The organism is Acidithiobacillus sp., assembly GCF_027322205.1.
Classification (GTDB): Bacteria; Pseudomonadota; Gammaproteobacteria; order Acidithiobacillales; family Acidithiobacillaceae; genus Acidithiobacillus.
This window is the reverse complement of the sequence record NZ_DAHVHY010000003.1, coordinates 1-19,769: the sequence shown is the minus strand read 5'-3', so window position 1 is coordinate 19,769 and position 19,769 is coordinate 1. Positions and strand designations below refer to the sequence as shown.

The 19,769-nt window shown below is 57.8% G+C and carries 20 protein-coding genes; 9 read left to right on the top strand and 11 right to left on the bottom strand.

Annotated elements, in window-relative coordinates; all coding sequences use genetic code 11:
- Positions 1 to 20: 20 nt before the first annotated feature.
- The 9 genes from M7F93_RS01035 to pilM all read right to left on the bottom strand — a co-directional run bounded on the left by M7F93_RS01035 (position 21) and on the right by pilM (position 9,012).
- A complete protein-coding gene (locus tag M7F93_RS01035; RefSeq protein ID WP_298167698.1) occupies positions 21 to 1,193 on the bottom strand; it encodes a deoxyguanosinetriphosphate triphosphohydrolase in 1,173 nt (390 codons plus the stop codon).
- A complete protein-coding gene (gene thyX, locus M7F93_RS01030) occupies positions 1,186 to 2,031 on the bottom strand; it encodes an FAD-dependent thymidylate synthase (RefSeq protein ID WP_298167696.1) in 846 nt (281 codons plus the stop codon). The genes M7F93_RS01035 and thyX overlap by 8 nt, the downstream gene beginning before the upstream one ends.
- Positions 2,024 to 3,118: a 3-dehydroquinate synthase gene (aroB, locus tag M7F93_RS01025; RefSeq protein WP_298167693.1), complete on the bottom strand. Its 1,095-nt coding sequence runs from the start codon at positions 3,116 to 3,118 to the stop codon at positions 2,024 to 2,026. Before aroB ends, thyX begins: the two co-directional genes overlap by 8 nt.
- 106 nt (positions 3,119 to 3,224) lie before the next feature.
- On the bottom strand, positions 3,225 to 3,764 hold the full coding sequence (locus M7F93_RS01020; RefSeq protein WP_298167690.1) for a shikimate kinase: 540 nt from the start codon (positions 3,762 to 3,764) through the stop codon (positions 3,225 to 3,227).
- Positions 3,761 to 6,118, bottom strand: coding sequence for a type IV pilus secretin PilQ (locus tag M7F93_RS01015; RefSeq protein ID WP_298167687.1), 2,358 nt, complete (start codon positions 6,116 to 6,118; stop codon positions 3,761 to 3,763). Before M7F93_RS01015 ends, M7F93_RS01020 begins: the two co-directional genes overlap by 4 nt.
- 44 nt (positions 6,119 to 6,162) lie before the next feature.
- Positions 6,163 to 6,711 carry a pilus assembly protein PilP gene (locus tag M7F93_RS01010; RefSeq protein ID WP_298167684.1) on the bottom strand — a complete coding sequence of 183 codons (549 nt, stop codon included), beginning with the start codon at positions 6,709 to 6,711 and terminating at the stop codon, positions 6,163 to 6,165.
- Positions 6,708 to 7,361 (bottom strand): type IV pilus inner membrane component PilO, encoded by a 654-nt coding sequence (locus tag M7F93_RS01005; RefSeq protein ID WP_298167681.1) that lies wholly within the window; start codon positions 7,359 to 7,361, stop codon positions 6,708 to 6,710. Before M7F93_RS01005 ends, M7F93_RS01010 begins: the two co-directional genes overlap by 4 nt.
- Positions 7,358 to 7,951 (bottom strand): PilN domain-containing protein, encoded by a 594-nt coding sequence (locus tag M7F93_RS01000; RefSeq protein WP_298167679.1) that lies wholly within the window; start codon positions 7,949 to 7,951, stop codon positions 7,358 to 7,360. Before M7F93_RS01000 ends, M7F93_RS01005 begins: the two co-directional genes overlap by 4 nt.
- On the bottom strand, positions 7,948 to 9,012 hold the full coding sequence (gene pilM / locus M7F93_RS00995) for a type IV pilus assembly protein PilM (RefSeq protein ID WP_298167676.1): 1,065 nt from the start codon (positions 9,010 to 9,012) through the stop codon (positions 7,948 to 7,950). The genes M7F93_RS01000 and pilM overlap by 4 nt, the downstream gene beginning before the upstream one ends.
- A gap of 227 nt (positions 9,013 to 9,239) precedes the next feature.
- On the opposite strand from pilM, the gene tadA reads away from it, so the two are divergent.
- The 9 genes from tadA to pssA all read left to right on the top strand — a co-directional run bounded on the left by tadA (position 9,240) and on the right by pssA (position 17,196).
- Positions 9,240 to 9,806 (top strand): tRNA adenosine(34) deaminase TadA, encoded by a 567-nt coding sequence (gene tadA / locus M7F93_RS00990; RefSeq protein WP_298167672.1) that lies wholly within the window; start codon positions 9,240 to 9,242, stop codon positions 9,804 to 9,806.
- Positions 9,787 to 10,218, top strand: a complete 432-nt coding sequence (locus M7F93_RS00985) for a secondary thiamine-phosphate synthase enzyme YjbQ (protein WP_298167669.1) — start codon at positions 9,787 to 9,789, stop codon at positions 10,216 to 10,218. Before tadA ends, M7F93_RS00985 begins: the two co-directional genes overlap by 20 nt.
- The gene (locus tag M7F93_RS00980) at positions 10,218 to 10,643 is read left to right on the top strand and encodes a hypothetical protein (protein ID WP_298167666.1); all 426 of its coding nucleotides are present in this window, start codon (positions 10,218 to 10,220) and stop codon (positions 10,641 to 10,643) included. The genes M7F93_RS00985 and M7F93_RS00980 overlap by 1 nt, the downstream gene beginning before the upstream one ends.
- 62 nt (positions 10,644 to 10,705) lie before the next feature.
- Positions 10,706 to 12,244, top strand: coding sequence for an endonuclease MutS2 (locus tag M7F93_RS00975; RefSeq protein ID WP_298167663.1), 1,539 nt, complete (start codon positions 10,706 to 10,708; stop codon positions 12,242 to 12,244).
- A 131-nt stretch (positions 12,245 to 12,375) separates the two neighbouring features.
- Entirely contained in the window at positions 12,376 to 14,121 is a 1,746-nt protein-coding gene (gene ilvB / locus M7F93_RS00970) for a biosynthetic-type acetolactate synthase large subunit (protein WP_298167660.1), read from the top strand.
- A 3-nt stretch (positions 14,122 to 14,124) separates the two neighbouring features.
- On the top strand, positions 14,125 to 14,610 hold the full coding sequence (gene ilvN, locus M7F93_RS00965) for an acetolactate synthase small subunit (RefSeq protein WP_064217764.1): 486 nt from the start codon (positions 14,125 to 14,127) through the stop codon (positions 14,608 to 14,610).
- Between the two features lie 50 nt (positions 14,611 to 14,660).
- Positions 14,661 to 15,677 (top strand): ketol-acid reductoisomerase, encoded by a 1,017-nt coding sequence (ilvC, locus tag M7F93_RS00960; protein WP_298167651.1) that lies wholly within the window; start codon positions 14,661 to 14,663, stop codon positions 15,675 to 15,677.
- Positions 15,678 to 15,784: 107 nt separating this feature from the next.
- Positions 15,785 to 16,447, top strand: coding sequence for a phosphatidylserine decarboxylase (locus M7F93_RS00955; RefSeq protein ID WP_298167648.1), 663 nt, complete (start codon positions 15,785 to 15,787; stop codon positions 16,445 to 16,447).
- Entirely contained in the window at positions 16,444 to 17,196 is a 753-nt protein-coding gene (gene pssA, locus M7F93_RS00950; protein WP_298167644.1) for a CDP-diacylglycerol--serine O-phosphatidyltransferase, read from the top strand. Before M7F93_RS00955 ends, pssA begins: the two co-directional genes overlap by 4 nt.
- Positions 17,197 to 17,292: 96 nt before the next feature.
- On the opposite strand, the gene M7F93_RS00945 is transcribed toward pssA, so the two are convergent.
- Positions 17,293 to 18,042, bottom strand: coding sequence for a cytochrome b/b6 domain-containing protein (locus tag M7F93_RS00945; protein ID WP_298167641.1), 750 nt, complete (start codon positions 18,040 to 18,042; stop codon positions 17,293 to 17,295).
- A gap of 27 nt (positions 18,043 to 18,069) precedes the next feature.
- On the bottom strand, positions 18,070 to 19,769 hold a 1,700-nt coding region (locus M7F93_RS00940; RefSeq protein ID WP_298167638.1), incomplete at its 5' end, for an efflux RND transporter permease subunit.

Here is a 19,769-nt window from a genome sequence, read left to right as displayed (position 1 = left end):
CGTTGGAATAGCTGAAGCGTTTACGCCTCGCCATGGGGATCGAAGATGCGGTCGTACTCGGCAATGGCGAAGCGGTCGGTCATGCCAGCCACATAGTCTGCGACGACACGCGCCTGACGTTTCACCGCGCCGTTACACTCGTTGATGCGTGCCTGATATTTCAGCGGCAGCAGGCGCGGATCTTCCTGCAGGGCATGAAACAGTTTGCGTACCAGGCGCTTGGCTTTTTCCGCCTGACGATGCACCCGCGGGTGACGATACATGCGCTGAAAGAGGAAGCGTTTGAGGGTCACCACTTCGTGGGCGATGGCCGGACTGTGGGCCGCGAGCGGGCACGGCGCAGCCCGCACTTCCGCAATGGTGGTGATGCCCTCAGCCGCGATGTGGCGCCGGGTTTCATCGACCAGATCGTGGATGAGCAGATTGATGAGGCGGCGACCCGTTTCGTGGCGCAATACGGTTTGCGAGGCCTCAGGGTAGCGCTGATGTACCTCGGCAAAAATAACCCCGTACAAGGTGCTGGCGCAGAGTTCTTCCAGACTCAGCAGGCCAGCGCGTAAACCATCATCAATATCGTGGTTATTATAAGCAATCTCGTCGGCGAGATTGGCGATCTGTGCTTCCAGACCGGGCTGGGTACCCTGCAAAAACCGTTCACCTACGTCTCCCAGGTCGGCAGCTTTACTTCTGGCGCAGTGCTTGAGGATGCCCTCGCGCGTCTCAAAGCTCAGGTTCAGGCCGGGGAAGTCACCGTAGCGCTTTTCCAGGCGGTCCACAATGCGCAGGGACTGGATGTTGTGCTCGAAACCACCGAGATCGGTCATGCACTCCTGCAAGGCTTCTTGCCCAGCATGACCAAAAGGGGTGTGACCGAGATCGTGGGCCAGGGCAATAGCTTCGACCAGGTCCTCATTCAGAGCCAGTTGGCGGGCGATGGCGCGACCTACTTGTCCTACTTCCAGGCTGTGGGTGAGGCGGGTGCGGTAGAGATCACCCTCGTGATTCACGAAAACCTGGGTTTTGTACTCGAGACGGCGGAAGGCGCTGGAGTGGATGACCCGGTCCCGGTCGCGCTGGAAGGCGCTGCGATTGGCGGGTGGCTCTTCCGCGTGGGTGCGCCCGCGACTCCGGGCCGGGTCGGCGGCGTAGGACGCTAATCCCCCGTATGACCCAACAACGCTAGCATCAGGCATTGCCAGATGGCTCCTGTACGGCATTGGCCGCTGCCGACGCCGATTCGTCTAGCACCCGCTGCATGGTTTCGGCGAGCAGGGGCAGGCGCGTGGCGAACAGCGCAAAGGCCGCATCGGCATATTCGCGGATTTCATACTGGGCATCTTGCTTGCGCCGCAGCTTGAAAAAGTTCATCAGGCTGCGGAAGTTGACCGTCCAGTAGACATCCGAGTAGGCGGCGACCGGCATCACATTGCGCAGAAGCTCGCGGGCCCGGCCGCGGTAAGGGTCGCGTCCGCCTTCTTTGGGACCCAGCTCGCCGGTTTCGCGCGCCAGATCAATGCGGCTGCAAGCCGCATTGTATTGCTGCTCGTACCAGGCAAAGAGCTGCGTCATCAGCGCTTCATATTCGGCTACGGCAGCCTCGTCCAACACCGCAAAGCCATCCACCGTGCGCGCGGCGGCATCGGGTACATAGGCGACGGAGAGCGGCTTGCGATAGCGCATGGAAAACTCGTTCCAACTGGAAACGCGGTGTTTGACCCACTGGCGCAGCACAAAAATCGGTGCGATGAAGCGGAAGCGGAAGTATACGGTCTCGAAGGGAGTGCCGTGCTGATCGCGCAGTAACTGGTAGAGCAGGGCGCGGTCGCGGTCCGAAAATTCGTGCCCGCTGCGGAGGCGCTGGTTAGTGGTGCTGATGCGCGCGGTATTGATAATGGTGGCTTCGTCCCCCCAGGTCTCTTCCAGTTCGATGAAACCGAAGTTGCCAATACGGCGGGTGCCGCCGGGGTTCAGTACGATGCGTTGCGCCATTTCCTCTTGCAGTTCCGCGGTCGCTTTATTGATCTCATGCATGTCCATGCTCCATGAAGGCTTGAAGGGTCTGGGTGATGGCCGCCGGGGGAACATCGCCGGTAATCACCGCACTCCCAATGCCACGCAGCAGGATGAAGCGCACCCGGCCCCCTTCCGCTTTCTTGTCGACGCGCATAAAGGCGAGATAATCGGTGACGGGGAACGCCGGTGCGAGGGTGGGTAAACCGGTGGCCTTGATGAGAGCGTAGATACGGTTCTGTTCGCTCTCCCGAATCAGGTCGAGGCGGCGGGAAAGGTCTGCTGCCATGACGATGCCGATGGCCACAGCCTCGCCATGGAGGTACTGGCCGTAGCCGGTCGCTGCCTCAATGGCATGGCCGAAGGTGTGGCCGAGGTTGAGAATGGCCCGTAAGCCCCCCTCCAGTTCGTCGCGCGCCACGATGTCAGCTTTGTCTTTGCAGGAGTATTGGATCACTTTGGCCAGGGCGCTGGCTTCCCGGGCAAGCACGGCATCCAGGTGGTCTTCGAGCCAGGAGAAAAAGCCCTGATCGTTAATCAGGCCATATTTAATGACCTCGGCCAGACCAGAGCGGAATTCCCGGTCGGGCAGGCTGTCCAGAGTGTCGGTGTCGGCGATCACGGCACGCGGTTGGTAAAAAGCGCCGATCATGTTTTTACCCAGGGGGTGATTGACCCCGGTCTTGCCGCCGACAGAGGAGTCCACCATGGCGAGCAGGGTGGTAGGCACCTGAATACAGGTGACTCCGCGCTGATAGACTGCGGCGGCGAAGCCGGTGATGTCTCCCACGACGCCGCCGCCGAGGGCACAAAGGGTACAATCACGCCCGTAACCCGCACCCAGCAGACGTCCGGTGATTTCCTGGATATTAGCAAGGGACTTGCTTTCCTCACCGGCTGGCAGCGTGATGGTCAGCGCGTTTTTTTCGAGTTTCTTCAGGGTTTTTTGCAGCGCCTCCAGATAGAGGGGCGCAACATTGCTGTCCGTGATAATAGCGACAGGGCCTTTGCTCAGAACGGGTGCGAAGTGGGCCGGGTCGGCGAGAATGCCGGCGCCTATGTGGATGGGGTAACTGCGCTGGCCCAGATCGACGCGAAGACTATGCATGATGTTTACTCTTATAGACCGATTTATGCACCATTGTTGTGGTTCTTTTGCGTTGAGGCAAGTGTGTTGCCGCTATTGCGACCGTTTTGAGTTTGTTTATACGGCTCTATCCCCGCGTGGGGATCGGCCCTGTCCGCTGTTGGAGACGTCGCAGTATCCGGCGCAAGACCTGATCCGAGCGCAGACCATCTCCCGGTACCCGCCAGTGCGCTGTCTCCTGATAAAGCGCGTTGCGCTGTTCTGCCAAGGTGTGCAGGCGAATGTCCAGGTCAGTATTCTGCAAGAGGGGACGGTTGCGGTCATGGCGGATACGCTTGAGTTGCTCGTCGACACTGACATCCAGATAGATGACCCAGCCTATGTGTCGTAAATGACGGCGATTAGCAGGGTCAAGTACGGCGCCACCGCCAGTGGCCAGTACGATCGGCTCACTCTGGGCGGAGAGGTCGGCGATGATTTTGCGCTCCCGCTCGCGGAAGCCGGATTCCCCCTCAATTTCAAAGATGGTGGGAATATCCACGCCGGTATGGCTAACGATAAGCGCGTCAGTATCCACGTAAGGAAGACGCAAGCGGGCGGCCAGGAGCCGCCCGATGGTGGATTTACCAGATCCCATAGGACCGATAAGGATAATACTTCCGGTCATTGCCCGAGATTGGCGCTACCGGACGTCCCGCCCAGGCCATCTGGGGCACCACCGCCAATTACCTTGGGGGTCAGAAAAACCAGTAATTCCGTTTTTGACACATTGTTGAGGTGGCTCTTGAAGAGCCAGCCGAGCAGAGGAATGTCCTTCAGTAGTGGGACACCGGTTTCCGTCTGGGTGGTCGAGTCCGTGTAAATGCCGCCGATGACGACGGTTTGGCCATTATTGACCAGCAGTTTGGTTTTGACCTGCTGAGTATTAATGGGAATGCCGGTAGGCAGGGCTTGTGCGTAGTTGGGCTGGTCGTTGCGCGCATCCACATCCAGGGTAATCTTGCCGTTGGGCGAAATGTGCGGAATCACCTGCAGACTGAGTTCCGCTTTTTTGAAGGATACCGCCGTTGCGCCGCTGCTGGTGGACTGTTGATAAGGAATTTCCTGACCCTGTTCGATGATGGCTTTTTCGTTGTCCTGGGTGAGGACTTTGGGGCTGGAGATGATCTTGGCGCGGTTGTCGGCTTGCAGTGCCTGTAGTTGCAAATTCAGGATGCGATTGCCCGCAGCGGTGCCCAGAGCAAAACCCAGCGATGCCGGATTGGTGCCGGCGAGGGCGCTGCCTGCGGTGGAGGGTGTCAGGTTCACCAGCGCCGGGGTAGTGAAACCGGTTCCGGTGGTGGAGGTTCCAGATATCGGGTAGGCGCCACCCTGCGTCGGTGTGACCCCCGTAGCACCGGTACCCGATAGGTTGACGACGCCACCACCGCCGCCAGAGGTGTAGGTCCCGCCCCAATTGACACCCAGGGACTGGGCCGCATTGGTAGTGATCTGCACAATGCGCGCTTCAATCAATACCTGCGGGACCGGACGATCGATTTTGGTGATCAGGTTTTTGATGTTGGCGATGTCCTGCGGGGTGTCCCGCACCAGCAGGCTGTTGGTGCGGGTGACCACCGCTACCGAGCCGCGCGGGCCGAGCAGCGAGTTGCCAATGAGGCTGGAGCTCGGAATGCCCAACGCACTGGCCAGAGCGGCATTCTGGCCGCCATAACCGTTACCGTTATAACCGTTGCGGCCGACCCAATTAACTCCGGGTTGCTTGTTTTGATCGAATCCCTGCAGCAGTGTGGCAATCTGTGAGGCTTTTGCATATTTGATCCGGATGAGATCCGTCACCAGCGGTTCGAGCTTGCGCTTACTGGCAGCGGCCTTCAATTGCGCCTCTTCCTGGCTGGTAATCTGGTTGGCAGGCGCTATCCAGAGAATGTTGCCGATATGTTTTTCCGCCAGTCCCTGAGACTCCAGAATCACTTGCAGAGCTTGTTCCCACGGCTCGTTCTTAAGGCGAATGGAAAGACTGCCGGTCACGTTGTTGGAAACGACGATGTTCTGGTGCGTGAAGTCGGCAATGACCTGCAGGGCATCGCGCACGCTGATGTTCTGAAAGTCCATACTGAGGCGCGCACCGGCGTCGGGATTGCTGCCGGTCTCAGTAGTTTGGGGATGTACATCAATCATGGTGCGCTGCCCCAACTGGTAAGCCGAGTATTCGTAAGGACCATGAATAGCAAAAACCAATCGGATGTTGCGTCCCAGAGGGTAACTGTCCACATACTGAACCGGAGTACCGAACTGGCCGACCCCGAAACGGTGGGTGTAGCTGGAGGGGATAGTGGTGTCTTTGAGTTCGACGACGAGGGCGCCGTTCTCGCGGGTGACATTCATCTGCGGTTGCGGGCCGGAGATGGAAAGATTAAGGATCCCACCACCGTTCTTACCCCGTTTGAAACTCAGATCGTTGATTTGTGTACCTGAAGTGATGGCCGGAGCAGCCAGGGGCGGCGCAGACGTTACGGGGACCCCCGTGGCACCGCTGGCCGACAGGCTTGCGGCGCCCTGCGCTTCGGGTGCTACCGCTTTGCTGTGATTGGCCACCAGGGCAAGCCGATAACCGCCTGGCGCTGGCTCCATCATGACCGCCTGTGGTGACTTCAGCAACAAATCGAGACGGGCGTGATGACCGACATTTTCAGTCAGCACATTGACGACAGCGCCGCTGCCAGCGACGGTACCCACGGAGCTCATAAAATGGGCATCACTGAAGTCGATACGCACCCGATAACCGCCGTTCAGGGTATTTACATCGTAGGCAGGGCGGCTATTGCTGTGGATAAGAAAGGCCATGCCATGCTGATCCTGTACCGGCGTAATGCTGCTGATAAGGCTCTCTGCCCATGCGGCGCCGGAACTCAGGCAGAGCATCGCCGCCATGATGGCAATAGTCCCTGGCCTCAGTACCAAAGGACGGGGCTGCGGGCTTGCTGCGACACGGCGGGTGGTATTGGATGCTGTGCTCATCTTTTCGCTATCCTCTGTATTCTTTGGGGTTAGGCAAGTCATGTTCAGTTGCCATTTTGCATCTGCAAAACAGTCTGTTCTTTCTGGAATCCACCGAAGGCGTTGGGTATGTATTGTTCGACGGTGACCGACCGTTTCGTCATGCTGTCATCGATGTTCACGATACGGCCATCATGGGTGCCAATGTAGCTGCCGATCGTCGCGCGATATACTTTATGATCCGGCGTGAGAATTACGGCCCAGAGTTTGCCCTGATTGTCCCGGACAATGCCGGTTATGCTCAGGCTGGACAGGGCGAATTTTTCCAGAGGTTGAACAGGCCCATGGCTGGCAGGACGCGGTCCGGCGCCGGCGGCAGCGGCCTCCTTGCGCAACAGAAGCTCCGAGAAACTCGTGAAGGGATCACGGTTGATCGGGTTTTCATAGACCTGCGGCTCGTAAGCGGGGGTCTTGGGCAACGGTGTGATGTGTGTGTTGGTTTTAGGGCCATCGGCGACAAAGGCCTGAAGATGGCTGAGATCGTCGCTGTCTGAGCAACCGCTCAATAGCGCCATGCCGGCAAACATCATCAGGATACTGAGAGCACGTTTCATGGCTTGCCCCCTTCGTTACTTTGGCGATCTGCACTGCCCCTGCTACCCAGATAGCGATAAGTGGTCGCTGTACACTGCATCACCAACTGCTGGACTGCCTGTGCCTTGGCTGCGCTGGTCGCGCCCGCATCAGGCATTCGGGCGATGTCGACATTGTTGATGGTCACAATGCGAGGCATGGCAGCGACCGCGGCAGCGAAGCGCCCGATGTCACTATAGGTACCGACCACTTTGAGCTTGACCGGGATCTCCGCATAGAAGTTCTTGTTCACTTCTCCCGTGGGCTGGAACAGTTCGAAATCCAGCCCGCGGCTACGTCCGGCCAGGGTTACATCATCCAGCAAAGAAGGGATCTGGGTGCGGTTGGGCAGCTGCTGCAGAAAGTTCTGAAAACGCAGATTCATTTCTTTGATCTGGGCCTGATAGGCGGGTAGGGAAGCCGCCAGCAATTGTTTTTGCCGCACCTGGATTTTCAGGCTGTCTTCCTGGGTTTTTAGTTGATTATACTTGTCGTTTTCGGGTGCAATAAACTCAAACCAAACCAGGATACCGAGAACCAAAACAATGATGGCAATGATGATGAGCTTGGCTTTGACCGGCCAGCGGATGATGTCATCCATTTGCAGGTTACGGAATTCATCAAAGGTCATGGCTGTGTATCCTTGTGCTGCGCAGGTGCGCCACTTTTATTTGTGGCAGTCGGCGTGCGGATGCTCATTTGCAGCGTAAATTGTCCCACTTCTTCATTACCCAGCTTGGACTTGCTGATGATATTCAGTTCCGGCTTCTCAAAAATCTTTGAGGCTTCAATGTTACGCATGAATGCCGCGACCTGATCGTTCGCCTGAGAATAACCATCTACCGTAATGGAGTCGCCGGTCTGCTGAAGCTTGGTCAGAAAGATGCCATCGGGAGTAACCTGAGCCAGGGTATTGAAGAGACGCACCACCATATCCCGCTGGTCCTGCAGATCGGTAATGATACCCTCACGGGAAAGCAGTTCATCACGTTTTTTACGCAGATCGGCAATGGACGCGATTTTTTTGTTCAGTTGCGTGGTGATCCCCTGCAGATACTGCACTTTTTGTTGCTCAGCAGAAACACGCGCGCTAAAAACACTGTAGATACCATAATAAAACAGGGCGGCAAGCAGCAGGATGCCGATAAGGGCTAACACTAAAAGCTGGCTGCGTTGTGCGCGCCGGGCCTCCCGATAGGGCAGCAGATTAATGCGGATCATGCCGGCATCCTCCTTAACGCCAGTCCACAGGCAACAGCCAAGGACGACCTGTCCGCATCCATAAAGCGACGGCTGATTTGAGGAGCCATTTCCATGCCTGCAAAAGGATCAGGTACGTAAACCGGGAAGCTCACGAGTTGACGCAAGTGTTCTGCAAGCTGCGGAATTTTAGCCCCGATACCAAAAAGATGCACCGATCCTGCGGGAACATCCGGCATGCTGGCCTGAAAGAAATCAAGAGAGCGAAATAGTTCCTGGGCCATACTCCGGGCGAATGGGTTGAGTACATCACGCACATATTCGGGAGGTAGACCACCGAAGCGCTCCATGCGTTGTGCGTCATTGGCGTCAAGGCCATAACGGCGCTGAATTTCTTCAATCAAACGACCCAGGCCAAAATTATGCTCACGGGAGTAAACCGGATGCCCCTCCTGAAACACGTTGATATTGGTGGTGGCACTACCCATTTCCACCAGAATGACCGCTTTGCCTGGGGTGTCGCGTTCCTGTGGGGATACACTGGTGATATGCTCATGCAATAACCAGAGTGCGAAGGGTTTGACATCAATAATTTTTGGTTTGAGGCCTGCCTCTTCGAGAGCTGCGGCACGATCTTCGACAGCCTCTTTTTTGCATGCTACCAGCAGGACATGGTTATAACTTTTTCTGGCTTCATCGGGTCCAAGCACCGCGAAATCAAAATTGACGGCATCGATGCTGTAGGGAATGTATTGGCTGCTCTCAAAGCGAATCTGCTCTTCAATACCCACCTCATCCAGGTCACCCGGAAGAGAGATGACCTTGACGATGGCCATATTGGCCGGCAGGGCGGTCGCCACGGCCTTGGTCCTGATATGGGATCGTTCCAGAATGGTGCGTAGCGCCCGACTGACCGCCTCAGCGTCCTGGATGTCACGATCATTGACGGCGCCTGGCGGGAGACCCTCGGAGTCCGCATGTTCGACGCGAAGCTTCCCTCTGGACTGCGAGAGCTCAACGAGTTTTACCGCGTCCGGACTAACATCCAGGCCGAGCAAAGGAGGACTTGGTAAGCGCAGCACGTTTATTCCCTTTTATGGTCTGACGAATATTACATAAATAAATTCGGTTTGCAGAAAACTAACGGCACTTGCGCAAAGCACGAATACTTTTTGCAACTTGTGGGGGAAATTAGCAGCATTCCCGATTCTGTCAAGGCGCACCTGCCGAGAAATTGTTACAATGGGTGCGAAACTCGGTAGGGACGGCATGCCAACGTGACTTTTGATGAGGATAATTCTGGAGTTCCATGATCTTGATAGGGGAGGATGGTGATCGCCGGGATCTGGCGTGGATGACGCTGGCGCTGGATTACGCGGCGCGTGGGGCTGTTCAGGGCGAGGTCCCGGTGGGCGCGGTGTTGCTGGATGCTGATGGTGGTCTGTTGGCGGCGGCGCATAATACCCCTGTTCAGAGCCATGATCCCAGTGCCCATGCGGAAATGCTCGTGCTGCGCCAGGCAGCACAGTCTTTGCGGAACTATCGGCTGACGGGTGCCACCCTCTATGTCACGCTGGAGCCTTGCATTATGTGTGTCGGGGCGATGCTGCAGGCGCGGGTTACGCGCCTCGTCTATGCCGCGTCGGATCCTAAGACGGGCGCAGTGGAAAGTCTTTACCATCTCTTGGAGGATGATCGTTTTAACCATCGTATTGTGACGAAGGGGGGGGTGCTGGCCGCATCCTCCGCGACGTTATTAAGGGATTTTTTCCGGGTGCGGCGATGCAGAAAAGGGGCAGGGGCGGCCAGTGTCGCCACGGTTGAAGCGGGTGTTGAAACAGGGCAGAGGGGCGGCGATGCGACACTGCAGTCATGAATGGCAGGTGAACAATGGTGGCCGCGGCTTATACGAACTCACTCAGAAATTGCAGGGTTGGTTGCGGGAGGTCGATGCCCGGGTAGGATGGGCGAATCTCTTCGTGCCACACACCTCAGCCAGTTTGTTGCTGCAAGAAAATGCCGATCCCGATGTGCGGGCGGACATTCTTGATTATTTTGCGCATTTGGTTCCGGATGGTGATCCTGGTTTTCGTCATCGCAATGAAGGACCCGATGATATGTCGGCGCATCTGCGGAGTGTGTTGACCCAGAATAGTCTGATAATCCCTGTACAGGAGGGGCGGGCGGCGCTGGGGGGCTGGCAGGGGGTTTTTCTTTTTGAACATCGGTTGCGGCCAGTCAGCCGCCGGGTGCTGGTCAGTTTTCAGGGGGTTATGGAGGAGGTCTGATGTCTGAATTCATGGAGTTGTACAACGGGATGCTGCGTGGCATTCGTGAGTGGTCGCGTTGGGACGAGTTTCAGAAAAGGCTAGCGGAACAGGCGGATAATGGCTGGTATGTGTACTTCGTGGGAGTGGACTTTCCACAGGCGCCACTCGATGCCGCGACCTTTGGCAAGGTACTGGATGCGATCGATACCCTGCTGCACCGCGATCATAAAGAGAAATATCTGGGTATCGTCTATGTGGATGATTTTGAGCATCCGCAGCTGATCAAGATTTACGATCCCAACAATTTGGGGGCGTCTTGTGGCAGCAGCGGGAAAGTGGTTCCGGCCGGCTGGATACTCTCGCGGGTGCCTCCCGATCCTTTGGGGGAGTTTGTTGTGCCCGAAGGCCGCAAGCGCTGGTGGCGGGAAATTTTTCAAAGCTGATCGGGTTGGCATTATCGCCCGGCCTTTTGTACCCTTGGGTGAACCAACCATCAGGAGAACCCATGGAAGCTGACCTGAAGCCCCTGGAATTCGAGGGCATTCGCCGGTTGCTCGAAAAGCTTTGTGCGACGCCCTTCGGGGCCGATGCGGCGCGCAATCTCGCACCCGCCCCCACAGTGGGCGTCGCGCGCCAGTTGCAGGCGGCCATCACCGCCGCCCGCTTTGGCCTGGAGTCGGGCGAAGGCCCGCTGCTCCCGGAGTTGCCGGACGTGCGCGCTGCCATTCGTCAGGTGACTTCTCCTGGTGCGGCGCTGGCGGGTACCGCCTTTCGTAATCTGGCGCTGGTGCTGCGGGTCGGTGCGCAGTTGCGTCCTTATGTGGAGAAGCGTCCTGCGCTTTTGCCCACTGGGCCGGAGCGGCTGGACGCGGCAGCGGACTTGCTGCCACGGATTGACGCCGTTCTCATGCCCAACGGCAGTGTGCGCGAAGACGGTAATGATACCCTGCGCCGGTTGCATCACGAATTGAAGACGGAGCGTGAACAGATTCAGAAAGTCTTGCAAGGACATCTGTGTGCGCCGGGAGCGAGGGCTCACTGGTCCGGCCAGCGCGCCTGTGTGCACCTGCCTGATGGTGCGGTGGATAATATTCGCGGAGTACGGCGGGGTACCGGCCCAGGCGGGCATGGCACTCTGGTGGAGCCGATGGAGATGGTGGCGGGCAATAACCGCCTGGAGAAGGTTGCCGGCAGCATCGAACAGGAAAACCAAGCCATCCTCCGCGCACTTAGTGATGCGGGGCGTGAGCGTCTGAGTGGCTTACAGCATTTGGTCGAGTCGCTGACCTGGCTGGATCTGGCCATTGCTGGTGCGCAACTGTCCATCCATCTGCATGGCAAAGCGGCTGAGATGGTGGATGAGCCGGTGCTGGCACTGGAAGAGGCTTATCACCCGCAACTGGTCCTCGCTTATGCGGAGAAGCGGGGTCCGCAGCCTAAACCGCTATCCGTGCATATTGATGCCGAGTGTCCGATTCTGGTGGTGACCGGACCCAATACCGGTGGCAAGAGTGTCTCTCTGAAAACGGTTGGATTGCTTACGGTGATGGCTCATTGCGGCTTGCATATCCCGGTAGGCGGGCGTGCTGTGGTTGGGAATTTCACACGTATTTTTGTGGATATGGGTGATCCACAAAGTGTCGCTTTTGAGCTGTCTACCTATTCTGGTCATGTGGAGGTTCTGAAAAGACTACTTGCGGATGCGGATGACCATACCCTTATCCTGCTGGATGAACTGGGTACCGGCACGGACCCGGAAGAGGGTGCGGCGCTGGCGATGGCCGTGCTTGATCATCTGGCGGGACGCGGGGTGCGGGGCATGGTGACGACCCATCTCACTCCGCTCAAGGCTTTTGCCGATACCCACGCTTGTCTGCGTAATGCCTCCATGCGCTTTGATCAGGAACGGTTGGAGCCTACCTATGAGCTGCAGATTGGTGTGCCGGGGCGTTCCCTAGGGCTGGTCATTGCGGCAAAACGCGGCCTGCCGGAGGCTTTGGTCAGCAAGGCGCGCGATTATCTGGAATACCTGCACAGCCACTAGGCCGGAAAGTGTGCTGGTTGCCATGCTACCATAGATGATAACCCGTATGTGCCAAGGCATTTTTATTTGACCTCACAGCAAAAAATGTCTAGCTTTTTGCGCTGATACTTTATTCCCTGAGGAGTACGACGATGACGTCCCTGACGACTACGCAAGATCGCCCAAGTCCCGAGCTGGAAACTGAAGAGCTGACGGGTGCGGAGATTGTAGTCCGTGCGTTGCGTGATGAAGGTGTGGAATATATTTTCGGTTATCCGGGCGGCGCGGTCCTGTATATTTACGACAAACTGGAGCAGCAGCAGGACGTCAAACATATACTGGTGCGCCACGAACAGGCGGCGGTACATGCAGCGGATGCGTATTCCCGGGTGACCGGCAAAGTCGGTGTGGCGTTGGTCACCAGTGGGCCAGGGGCCACCAATGCGGTGACCGGCATTGCCACGGCGTATATGGACTCGGTGCCTATGGTGGTGATCACCGGGCAGGTGCCGGTTGCGCTTATCGGCAATGACGCTTTCCAGGAAGTGGATACAGTGGGCATTACGCGCCCCTGCACCAAGCATAATTTTCTGGTGAAGGATGTCCGCGATCTGGCGAGCACTCTGAAGACCGCTTTTTATCTGGCGGCGACGGGGCGTCCAGGGCCGATACTGGTAGATATTCCCAAGGATATCACCAGTCATAAAACCCGCTATCACTACCCGGGAAAAGTCAGTCTGCGTTCCTACAAGCCGACGGTAAAAGGCCATCCGGGGCAGGTGCGTAAAGCCATGCAGCTCATTACCAGTGCGCAGCGACCAATGTTCTATACCGGCGGCGGCATTATCCTCGGTAACGCTTCCGGAGAGCTCCGCAAGCTGGTGCGCACCCTGGGAGCGCCTATCACGCATACCCTCATGGGGCTGGGCGCTTATCCGGCATCGGATCGCCAGTTTCTAGGGATGCTGGGTATGCATGGCACCTACGAAGCTAATATGGCGGTGCAGCATTGTGATGTGCTGGTGGCCCTGGGTGCGCGTTTTGATGACCGCGTCACGGGCAACCTCGCCAAATTCGCGCCGCACGCGCGGATTGTGCATGTGGATGTCGACCCCTCTTCTATCTCTAAAAATGTGCGGGTGGACGTCCCCGTCGTCGGTGATTTGCAGCAGGTACTGCTGGAGATGAATCAGGTACTGACGGAGAACGATCAGCGCAACGAACTGCAAGCCATGCAGGCGTGGTGGGCGCAGATTGAGGAATGGCGGCAGCGCGATTGCCTGCACTATAATCAGGACGATCGCATCATCAAGCCGCAGTTTGTGGTGCAGAAACTGTTCGAGCTGACCGGTGGTGACGCTATCGTCACCTCAGATGTGGGCCAACACCAGATGTGGGCGGCGCAGTTCTATGGTTTCGACCGGCCACGGCGCTGGGTCAACAGTGGCGGACTGGGCACTATGGGCTTCGGGCTCCCGGCGGCCATGGGCGCGCAAGTCGCCGAACCTGATTCGACAGTGGTCTGTATAACCGGTGATGGCAGTATCCAGATGAATATCCAGGAATTGTCCACCTGCCTCCAGCATCATTTGCCCGTTAAGGTGGCATGTCTCAACAATCATTATCTGGGGATGGTGCGCCAGTGGCAGGAGTTCTTCTATGAAAATCGTTACGCTATGAGCTATGTGGATGCCTTGCCGGACTTCGTGAAATTGGCGGAAGCCTATGGTCATATCGGCCTGCGCGCGGATACGCCCGCCGATGTGGAGCCGGTGATTCGTGAGGCGTTGCGTCTTAAGGACCGTATGGTGTTCATGGATTTCCAGGTGGATCCGACCGAAAATGTTTACCCCATGGTGCCCGCAGGCGCGGCCCTTTCCGAAATGATTCTGGTGTAACCCATGCGCCATATCATCTCCATCTTGCTGGAAAACGAAGCGGGTGCCTTGTCGCGGGTGGCAGGACTGTTCTCGGCGCGTGGTTATAATATCGAAGCGATGACCGTCGCGCCGACCCACGATCCGAGTATTTCGCGGATGACCGTGGCGACGCGTGGCTCCGAAGAAATTATGGAACAGGTCCTCAAACAGCTGAACAAACTGGTGGAAGTCATACGCGTGCACGACCTGACTGAAGGTCCGCATATTGAGCGCGAGTTGATGCTGATCAAGGTCCATGCTGTAGGGCAGGATCGCGAGGAGGTCAAAAGGCTGTCGGATGTTTTCCGGGGGCGCATCATTGACGTGACGGACCGCTCCTACACCATGGAACTGACGGGTACCGGCGAGAAGCTGGATGCCTTTATCCATGCTCTGGACCCCGGTATGGTCATTGAAGTGGTCCGCAGTGGTGCCAGCGCCATCAGTCGTGGGGCCAAGGCAATCTAGTCCATAAATAAAAATTTACAATCACTTAATCAGATATCAAGAGGTTTCACATGAAGGTTTATTACGATAACGATGCCGATCTCGCCCTGATCCAGAAGAAGCAAGTGGCCATCATCGGCTACGGTTCCCAGGGGCACGCCCACGCCTTGAATCTCAAGGATTCCGGCGTCAGCGTGGTCGTTGGTTTGCGCAAGGATTCTTCCTCCTGGGAGAAGGCCAGTAAGGCCGGATTGGCAGTCAAGGAAGTCGCCGCAGCCGTGGCCGCAGCCGATGTGATCATGATTCTGACCCCCGATGAAGGCCAAGGTGCGCTATATCGCGATGAAATCGCACCCAACATCAGGCAGGGTGCGGCGCTGGTGTTTGCCCATGGCTTTAACGTCCACTTTGGCCAGATTCATCCGCGTGCCGATCTGGACTGCTTCCTGGTGGCGCCCAAGGGCCCGGGGCATCTGGTGCGTTCCACCTACACCCAGGGTGGCGGCGTGCCCAGCCTGATTGCGGTGCATCAGGATGCCAGCGGCAATGCCACCCATATTGCGCTGTCCTATGCCAAGGCCAATGGTGGCACCCGTGCCGGCGTCATCGAGACCAGCTTTCGGGAAGAGACCGAAACCGATCTTTTCGGTGAGCAGGCGGTGCTTTGTGGTGGCGCCACGGCGCTGGTGCAGGCGGGCTTCGAGACGCTGGTGGAGGCCGGTTATGCGCCGGAGATGGCCTACTTTGAGTGTCTGCACGAGTTGAAGCTGATTGTCGACCTCATGTATGAAGGCGGCATCAGCAATATGCGCTACTCCATTTCCAACACGGCTGAGTATGGTGACTTGACCCGTGGCCCACGCGTGGTCAATGCCGATACCAAGGCGGAGATGAAGAAAATCCTGACGGAAATTCAGAATGGCGCATTCGCCAGGGAGTTCATCCTGGAGAATCAGGCGGGCAAGCCGACCATGCAGGCCATGCGCCGGATGGGTGCCGAGCATCCCATCGAAGTGGTGGGCAACAAGCTGCGCTCCATGATGACCTGGATTGGTCAGAACCGGATCGTGGACCGCTCGCGTAACTGAGTTCGCAGCGGCAATCTGCACGGGGCGGAATGGCTGTGGGCAAAAAGCAATTTGCCTGTGGTGATTCCGCCCTTTTATCGTTGTCCGGCTCCTGATACGCTCTGCGCATGAAAACAGACTATCCTTATCCTTTGTTGGCGCGCGAGGGCTGGCCTTTTTTGGCCTTGTTTTTAGGTGTCGCCATTGTGCTGCAGATGGTTACGAATGGCTGGTGGGCGTCGCCGTTTTATCTGCTTTTTCTCTTCAGCCTCCAGTTTTTCCGTGATCCGCGGCGACCTTCGCCTGCCTTGTCTGAGCGATCGGTGCTGTGCCCGGCTGATGGCAGGGTGATTGCTATTGAGCAGGTTGATGACCCCTATCTTTCCCGTCCTGCGCTCAAGATCAGTATTTTTATGAATGTGTTTGATGTGCATGTGAATCGCATGCCGGTCAAGGGACAGGTGCAGAAGGTCTGGTATTTTCCGGGTAAATTCTTCAATGCCGCCCTCGACAAGGCGTCTTTGGAGAATGAACGCAATGCTCTTTGGGTGAAAACCGACGATGGCAGCGACGTGACCGTCGTACAGGTGGCGGGGTTGGTCGCGCGGCGTATTGTCTGCTACGTCGCGGCCGATAGCTCCGTGGCCGCAGGGCAGCGCTTCGGTTTTATTCGCTTTGGTTCGCGGGTAGATACCTACCTGCCGTTCAATACCCAGCCCCTGGTGGTCGTAGGAGAGCGGGTGCGCTCGGGTACCCAGTGTATTGCGACCTTGGGTGTCCAGCAGCCATGAACCCCAGATATTCGCGCCGTGGGGTTTATGTCCTGCCCAACCTCTTTACCACGGCCAGCCTGTTTGCCGGTTTTTACGCCATCATTGCCTCCATCAATGGTCATTACCGGGTGGCGGCCATCGTCATATTTATTGCTATGATTCTCGACGGGCTGGATGGGCGCGTGGCAAGGATGACCCATACAGAAAGCGCATTCGGCGCGGAATATGATTCATTGGCGGATGTGATTGCCTTTGGTATGGCGCCGGCCATTTTGGTATTTCTGTGGGGGCTGCAGGATTTCGGCAATTTCGGCTGGCTGGGGGCCTTTGTCTATACCGCCTGTGGTGCCCTGCGCCTAGCCCGCTTTAATACTCAGGTGCATAGCGCATCCAAGCGCTATTTCCAAGGCTTGCCAATACCCACGGCGGCGGCGGTGCTGGCCAGTCTGGTCTGGGTGGCCGTAGGGGAGGGGTATCCCTGGCTGACGCAGATTAGCGAGTATCTGGCGCTGGGACTGGTCTACACGTTGGGCCTGTTGATGGTCAGTAATGTCCGCTTCCGCAGCTTCAAGGATTTTGACCTGCACGGGCGAGTGCCTTTTGCATTAGCCATTATCGTGGTGCTGGCCGTTGCCTTGGTCGCCGTGCATCCGCCGCTGGTACTGTTTGTCGCTGTGATTTCCTACGTGGTGGTAGGACTGTTGCTGACCCTGTGGCAAATCCGCAGCCGCCGTACCCAGCGTCGGCGCGGTAGTTCTGGTCACTGACTTGCCGATACCGTGGCTTTGCCCCAATGCAGGGCGCATAAGCGACTGCCCTTTCCACCCATGGCGAAATTGCATGTCTATCCCGAATTCCCGTAGTTAGTTACGCCTCGTCGTCTCCGAGAGTTCGCTTTTGCCGGGGTCACGATGCTCCCGTCCTTCCGTACCCTTGTCCGAGTGCGCCGTGACCCCGGCCGCGACATTCAGGTCCGGTTGAAGAGCCTGGTATTCCGACTCGGTGAATCCCTTGTGGCCGTGGATCATGGCAGATATCAAACCGTGGCGACCCGCGATCTCGTGCGCCATCACGAGCACCACGTGGACAATGACGAAGGCAAGCAACAGAAAGAAACCCCATTCATGCATCACCATCAATGGGGAGTGCATCGCTTCACTACCCGGCATGAGCGAGAGACTGATACCCAAGGCGATCTGCGCCACGGCAATCAGGAAAAAGGCGAGGTAGGCCGGGCCGGCGAAAGCGTTATGCCCCCGATAGGGAGAAATCGGGCGGCGGAAGCCGCTCAGATAACAGGAGAGGGTTTCCCGCCAGATGCGGCGCTGGGCTGACGTCAGGGGCAGGAGGTCGCGCCAGAGCGCCGTCGGCGGCCCGACAAAGAGCCAGATGATGCGCACCACCAGCCCGGCGGCGAAAGCATAGCCGCCGACATAATGGATGATGTCGATCTTCCCCATCAGGGTGTCAGACATGTCGTTACCCAAGGCCAGGAGGGTAGCGCCTGAGGTGAATTGCGCCATCATGGCAAGCGCCATCCACCAATGCAGTGCTCGCAGCAGCGGGTCCCAGACAGGGTGCAGGATATAACGGTTATCCGTTGTTGATGCCATTACTTCCTCCTCTCAGCCGTACCATCATCACCGCAGGCCCAATCGCCGTTTCTGCCACAGGGCGTAGAGGGCAGGAATCACCAGCAGCGCCAGCAGCGCGGCGCTGAACATGCCACCCACCATGGGGGCGGCAATGCGCTTCATCACATCGGCGCCGGCGCCATGACTGAACAGGATGGGCAAGAGGCCACCCACCACCAGGGTCAAGGTCATGGCCAGGGGCCGCAGGCGCAACATGGTCCCCTCGATGACGGCAAGCCGAAGGTCCTGCCAGGTCTGCAAGGCGTCACGGGCCTGCCGCCGGATGAGGGCCTGATCCAGGTAGAGGAGCATCACCACCCCGAATTCCGCCGCCACTCCCGCCAGGGCGATGAAACCCACGGCTACCGCCACCGAGAGCTTGTAATCCAGCCAGTAGACGAGCCAGAAACCGCCGACCAGTGACAGTGGCAGGGTCAGCAGGATGATGGCCACCTCCACCCAGTTCTTGAAGTTGAAGTAGAGGAGCAGGGCGATCAGCAGAATGACGGCAGGAATGACCAGCTCCAGGCGCTTGGCGGCCTGCTGCATGACCTGATACTGGCCTACCCAGGAGACGGTATAACCGCCCGGGAGGCTGACGGCTTTGGCAATTGCGGCTTTGGCACGGGGCACATAGGCACCGATGTTGGTGCCGGGCTTCAGGTCGATGTAGATCCAGTTGTTCAGGCGGCTGTTGTCGCTGGTGAGCATGGCTGGCCCCCCCTCGATGCGGAGATCGGCTACCTGGGCCAGAGGGATCTGGGCACCACTGGGCGTGGCGATACGGCTTTCCATCAGGGTGGACAGGGACTGGCGCAGCTCCCGGGGGTAACGGAGATCCACCGGGAAGCGTTCCAGTCCTTGTACAGCGGTAGTCAGGACCTTGCCACCGATGGCCGTCTCCACGAGACGATTCACATCCGCCACCGAAATACCGTAGCGGGCGGCCCTGGTGCGGTCGGTGTGGATGACGATATACCGGCCACCAGTGACGCGGGCGGCATAGGCGCTCTGGGTGCCGGGGATCTTCCGCAGGACGGTTTGGAGTTCCTGTCCCAGGCGGTTCAGGGTATCGAGATCCGTCCCGCCGATTTTAATGCCTAACGGCGTCTGGAGACCGGTAGTCAGCATATCCACCCGTCCTTTGAGCGGCTGCGTCCAGATATTCGACAGGCCGGGGATACTCAAGGCTTTGTTCATCTTGCTTTGCAGCTTGTGCATGGTCATCCCGGCTGGCCACTGGTCGGGATTCTTCAAATTCACCACTGTATCGAACATGGACAGGGGCGATTGGTCCGTCGCCGTCTGGGCTCTTCCTGCCTCGCCGAAGACCGTTTCCACCTCGGGGAAAGTTCTGAGGATGCGGTCGGTCTGTTGCAAAATCATGGCTGCCTCGCCAATGGAAACCGCCGGGTCCTGGGTGACCGGCATGTAGAGCAGCGTCCCTTCGTCCAGGGGCGGCATGAATTCCGATCCCAGGCGGTTCCAGGGGAAATAGAGGGTGGCTGTGAGCAGCAGGGCGAGGATCAAAATGATCCAGGGGGCGCGCAGGACACCGTGGATGACCGGACGGTAGAGGAAAGCCAGGACCCGATTCAGGGGGTTTTTGTGTTCAGGGCTGATGCGACCGCGGATGAACCAGGCCATGAGGATAGGCACCAGGGTTACCGAAAGGATGGCGGCGGCGGTGATGGAAAATGTCTTGG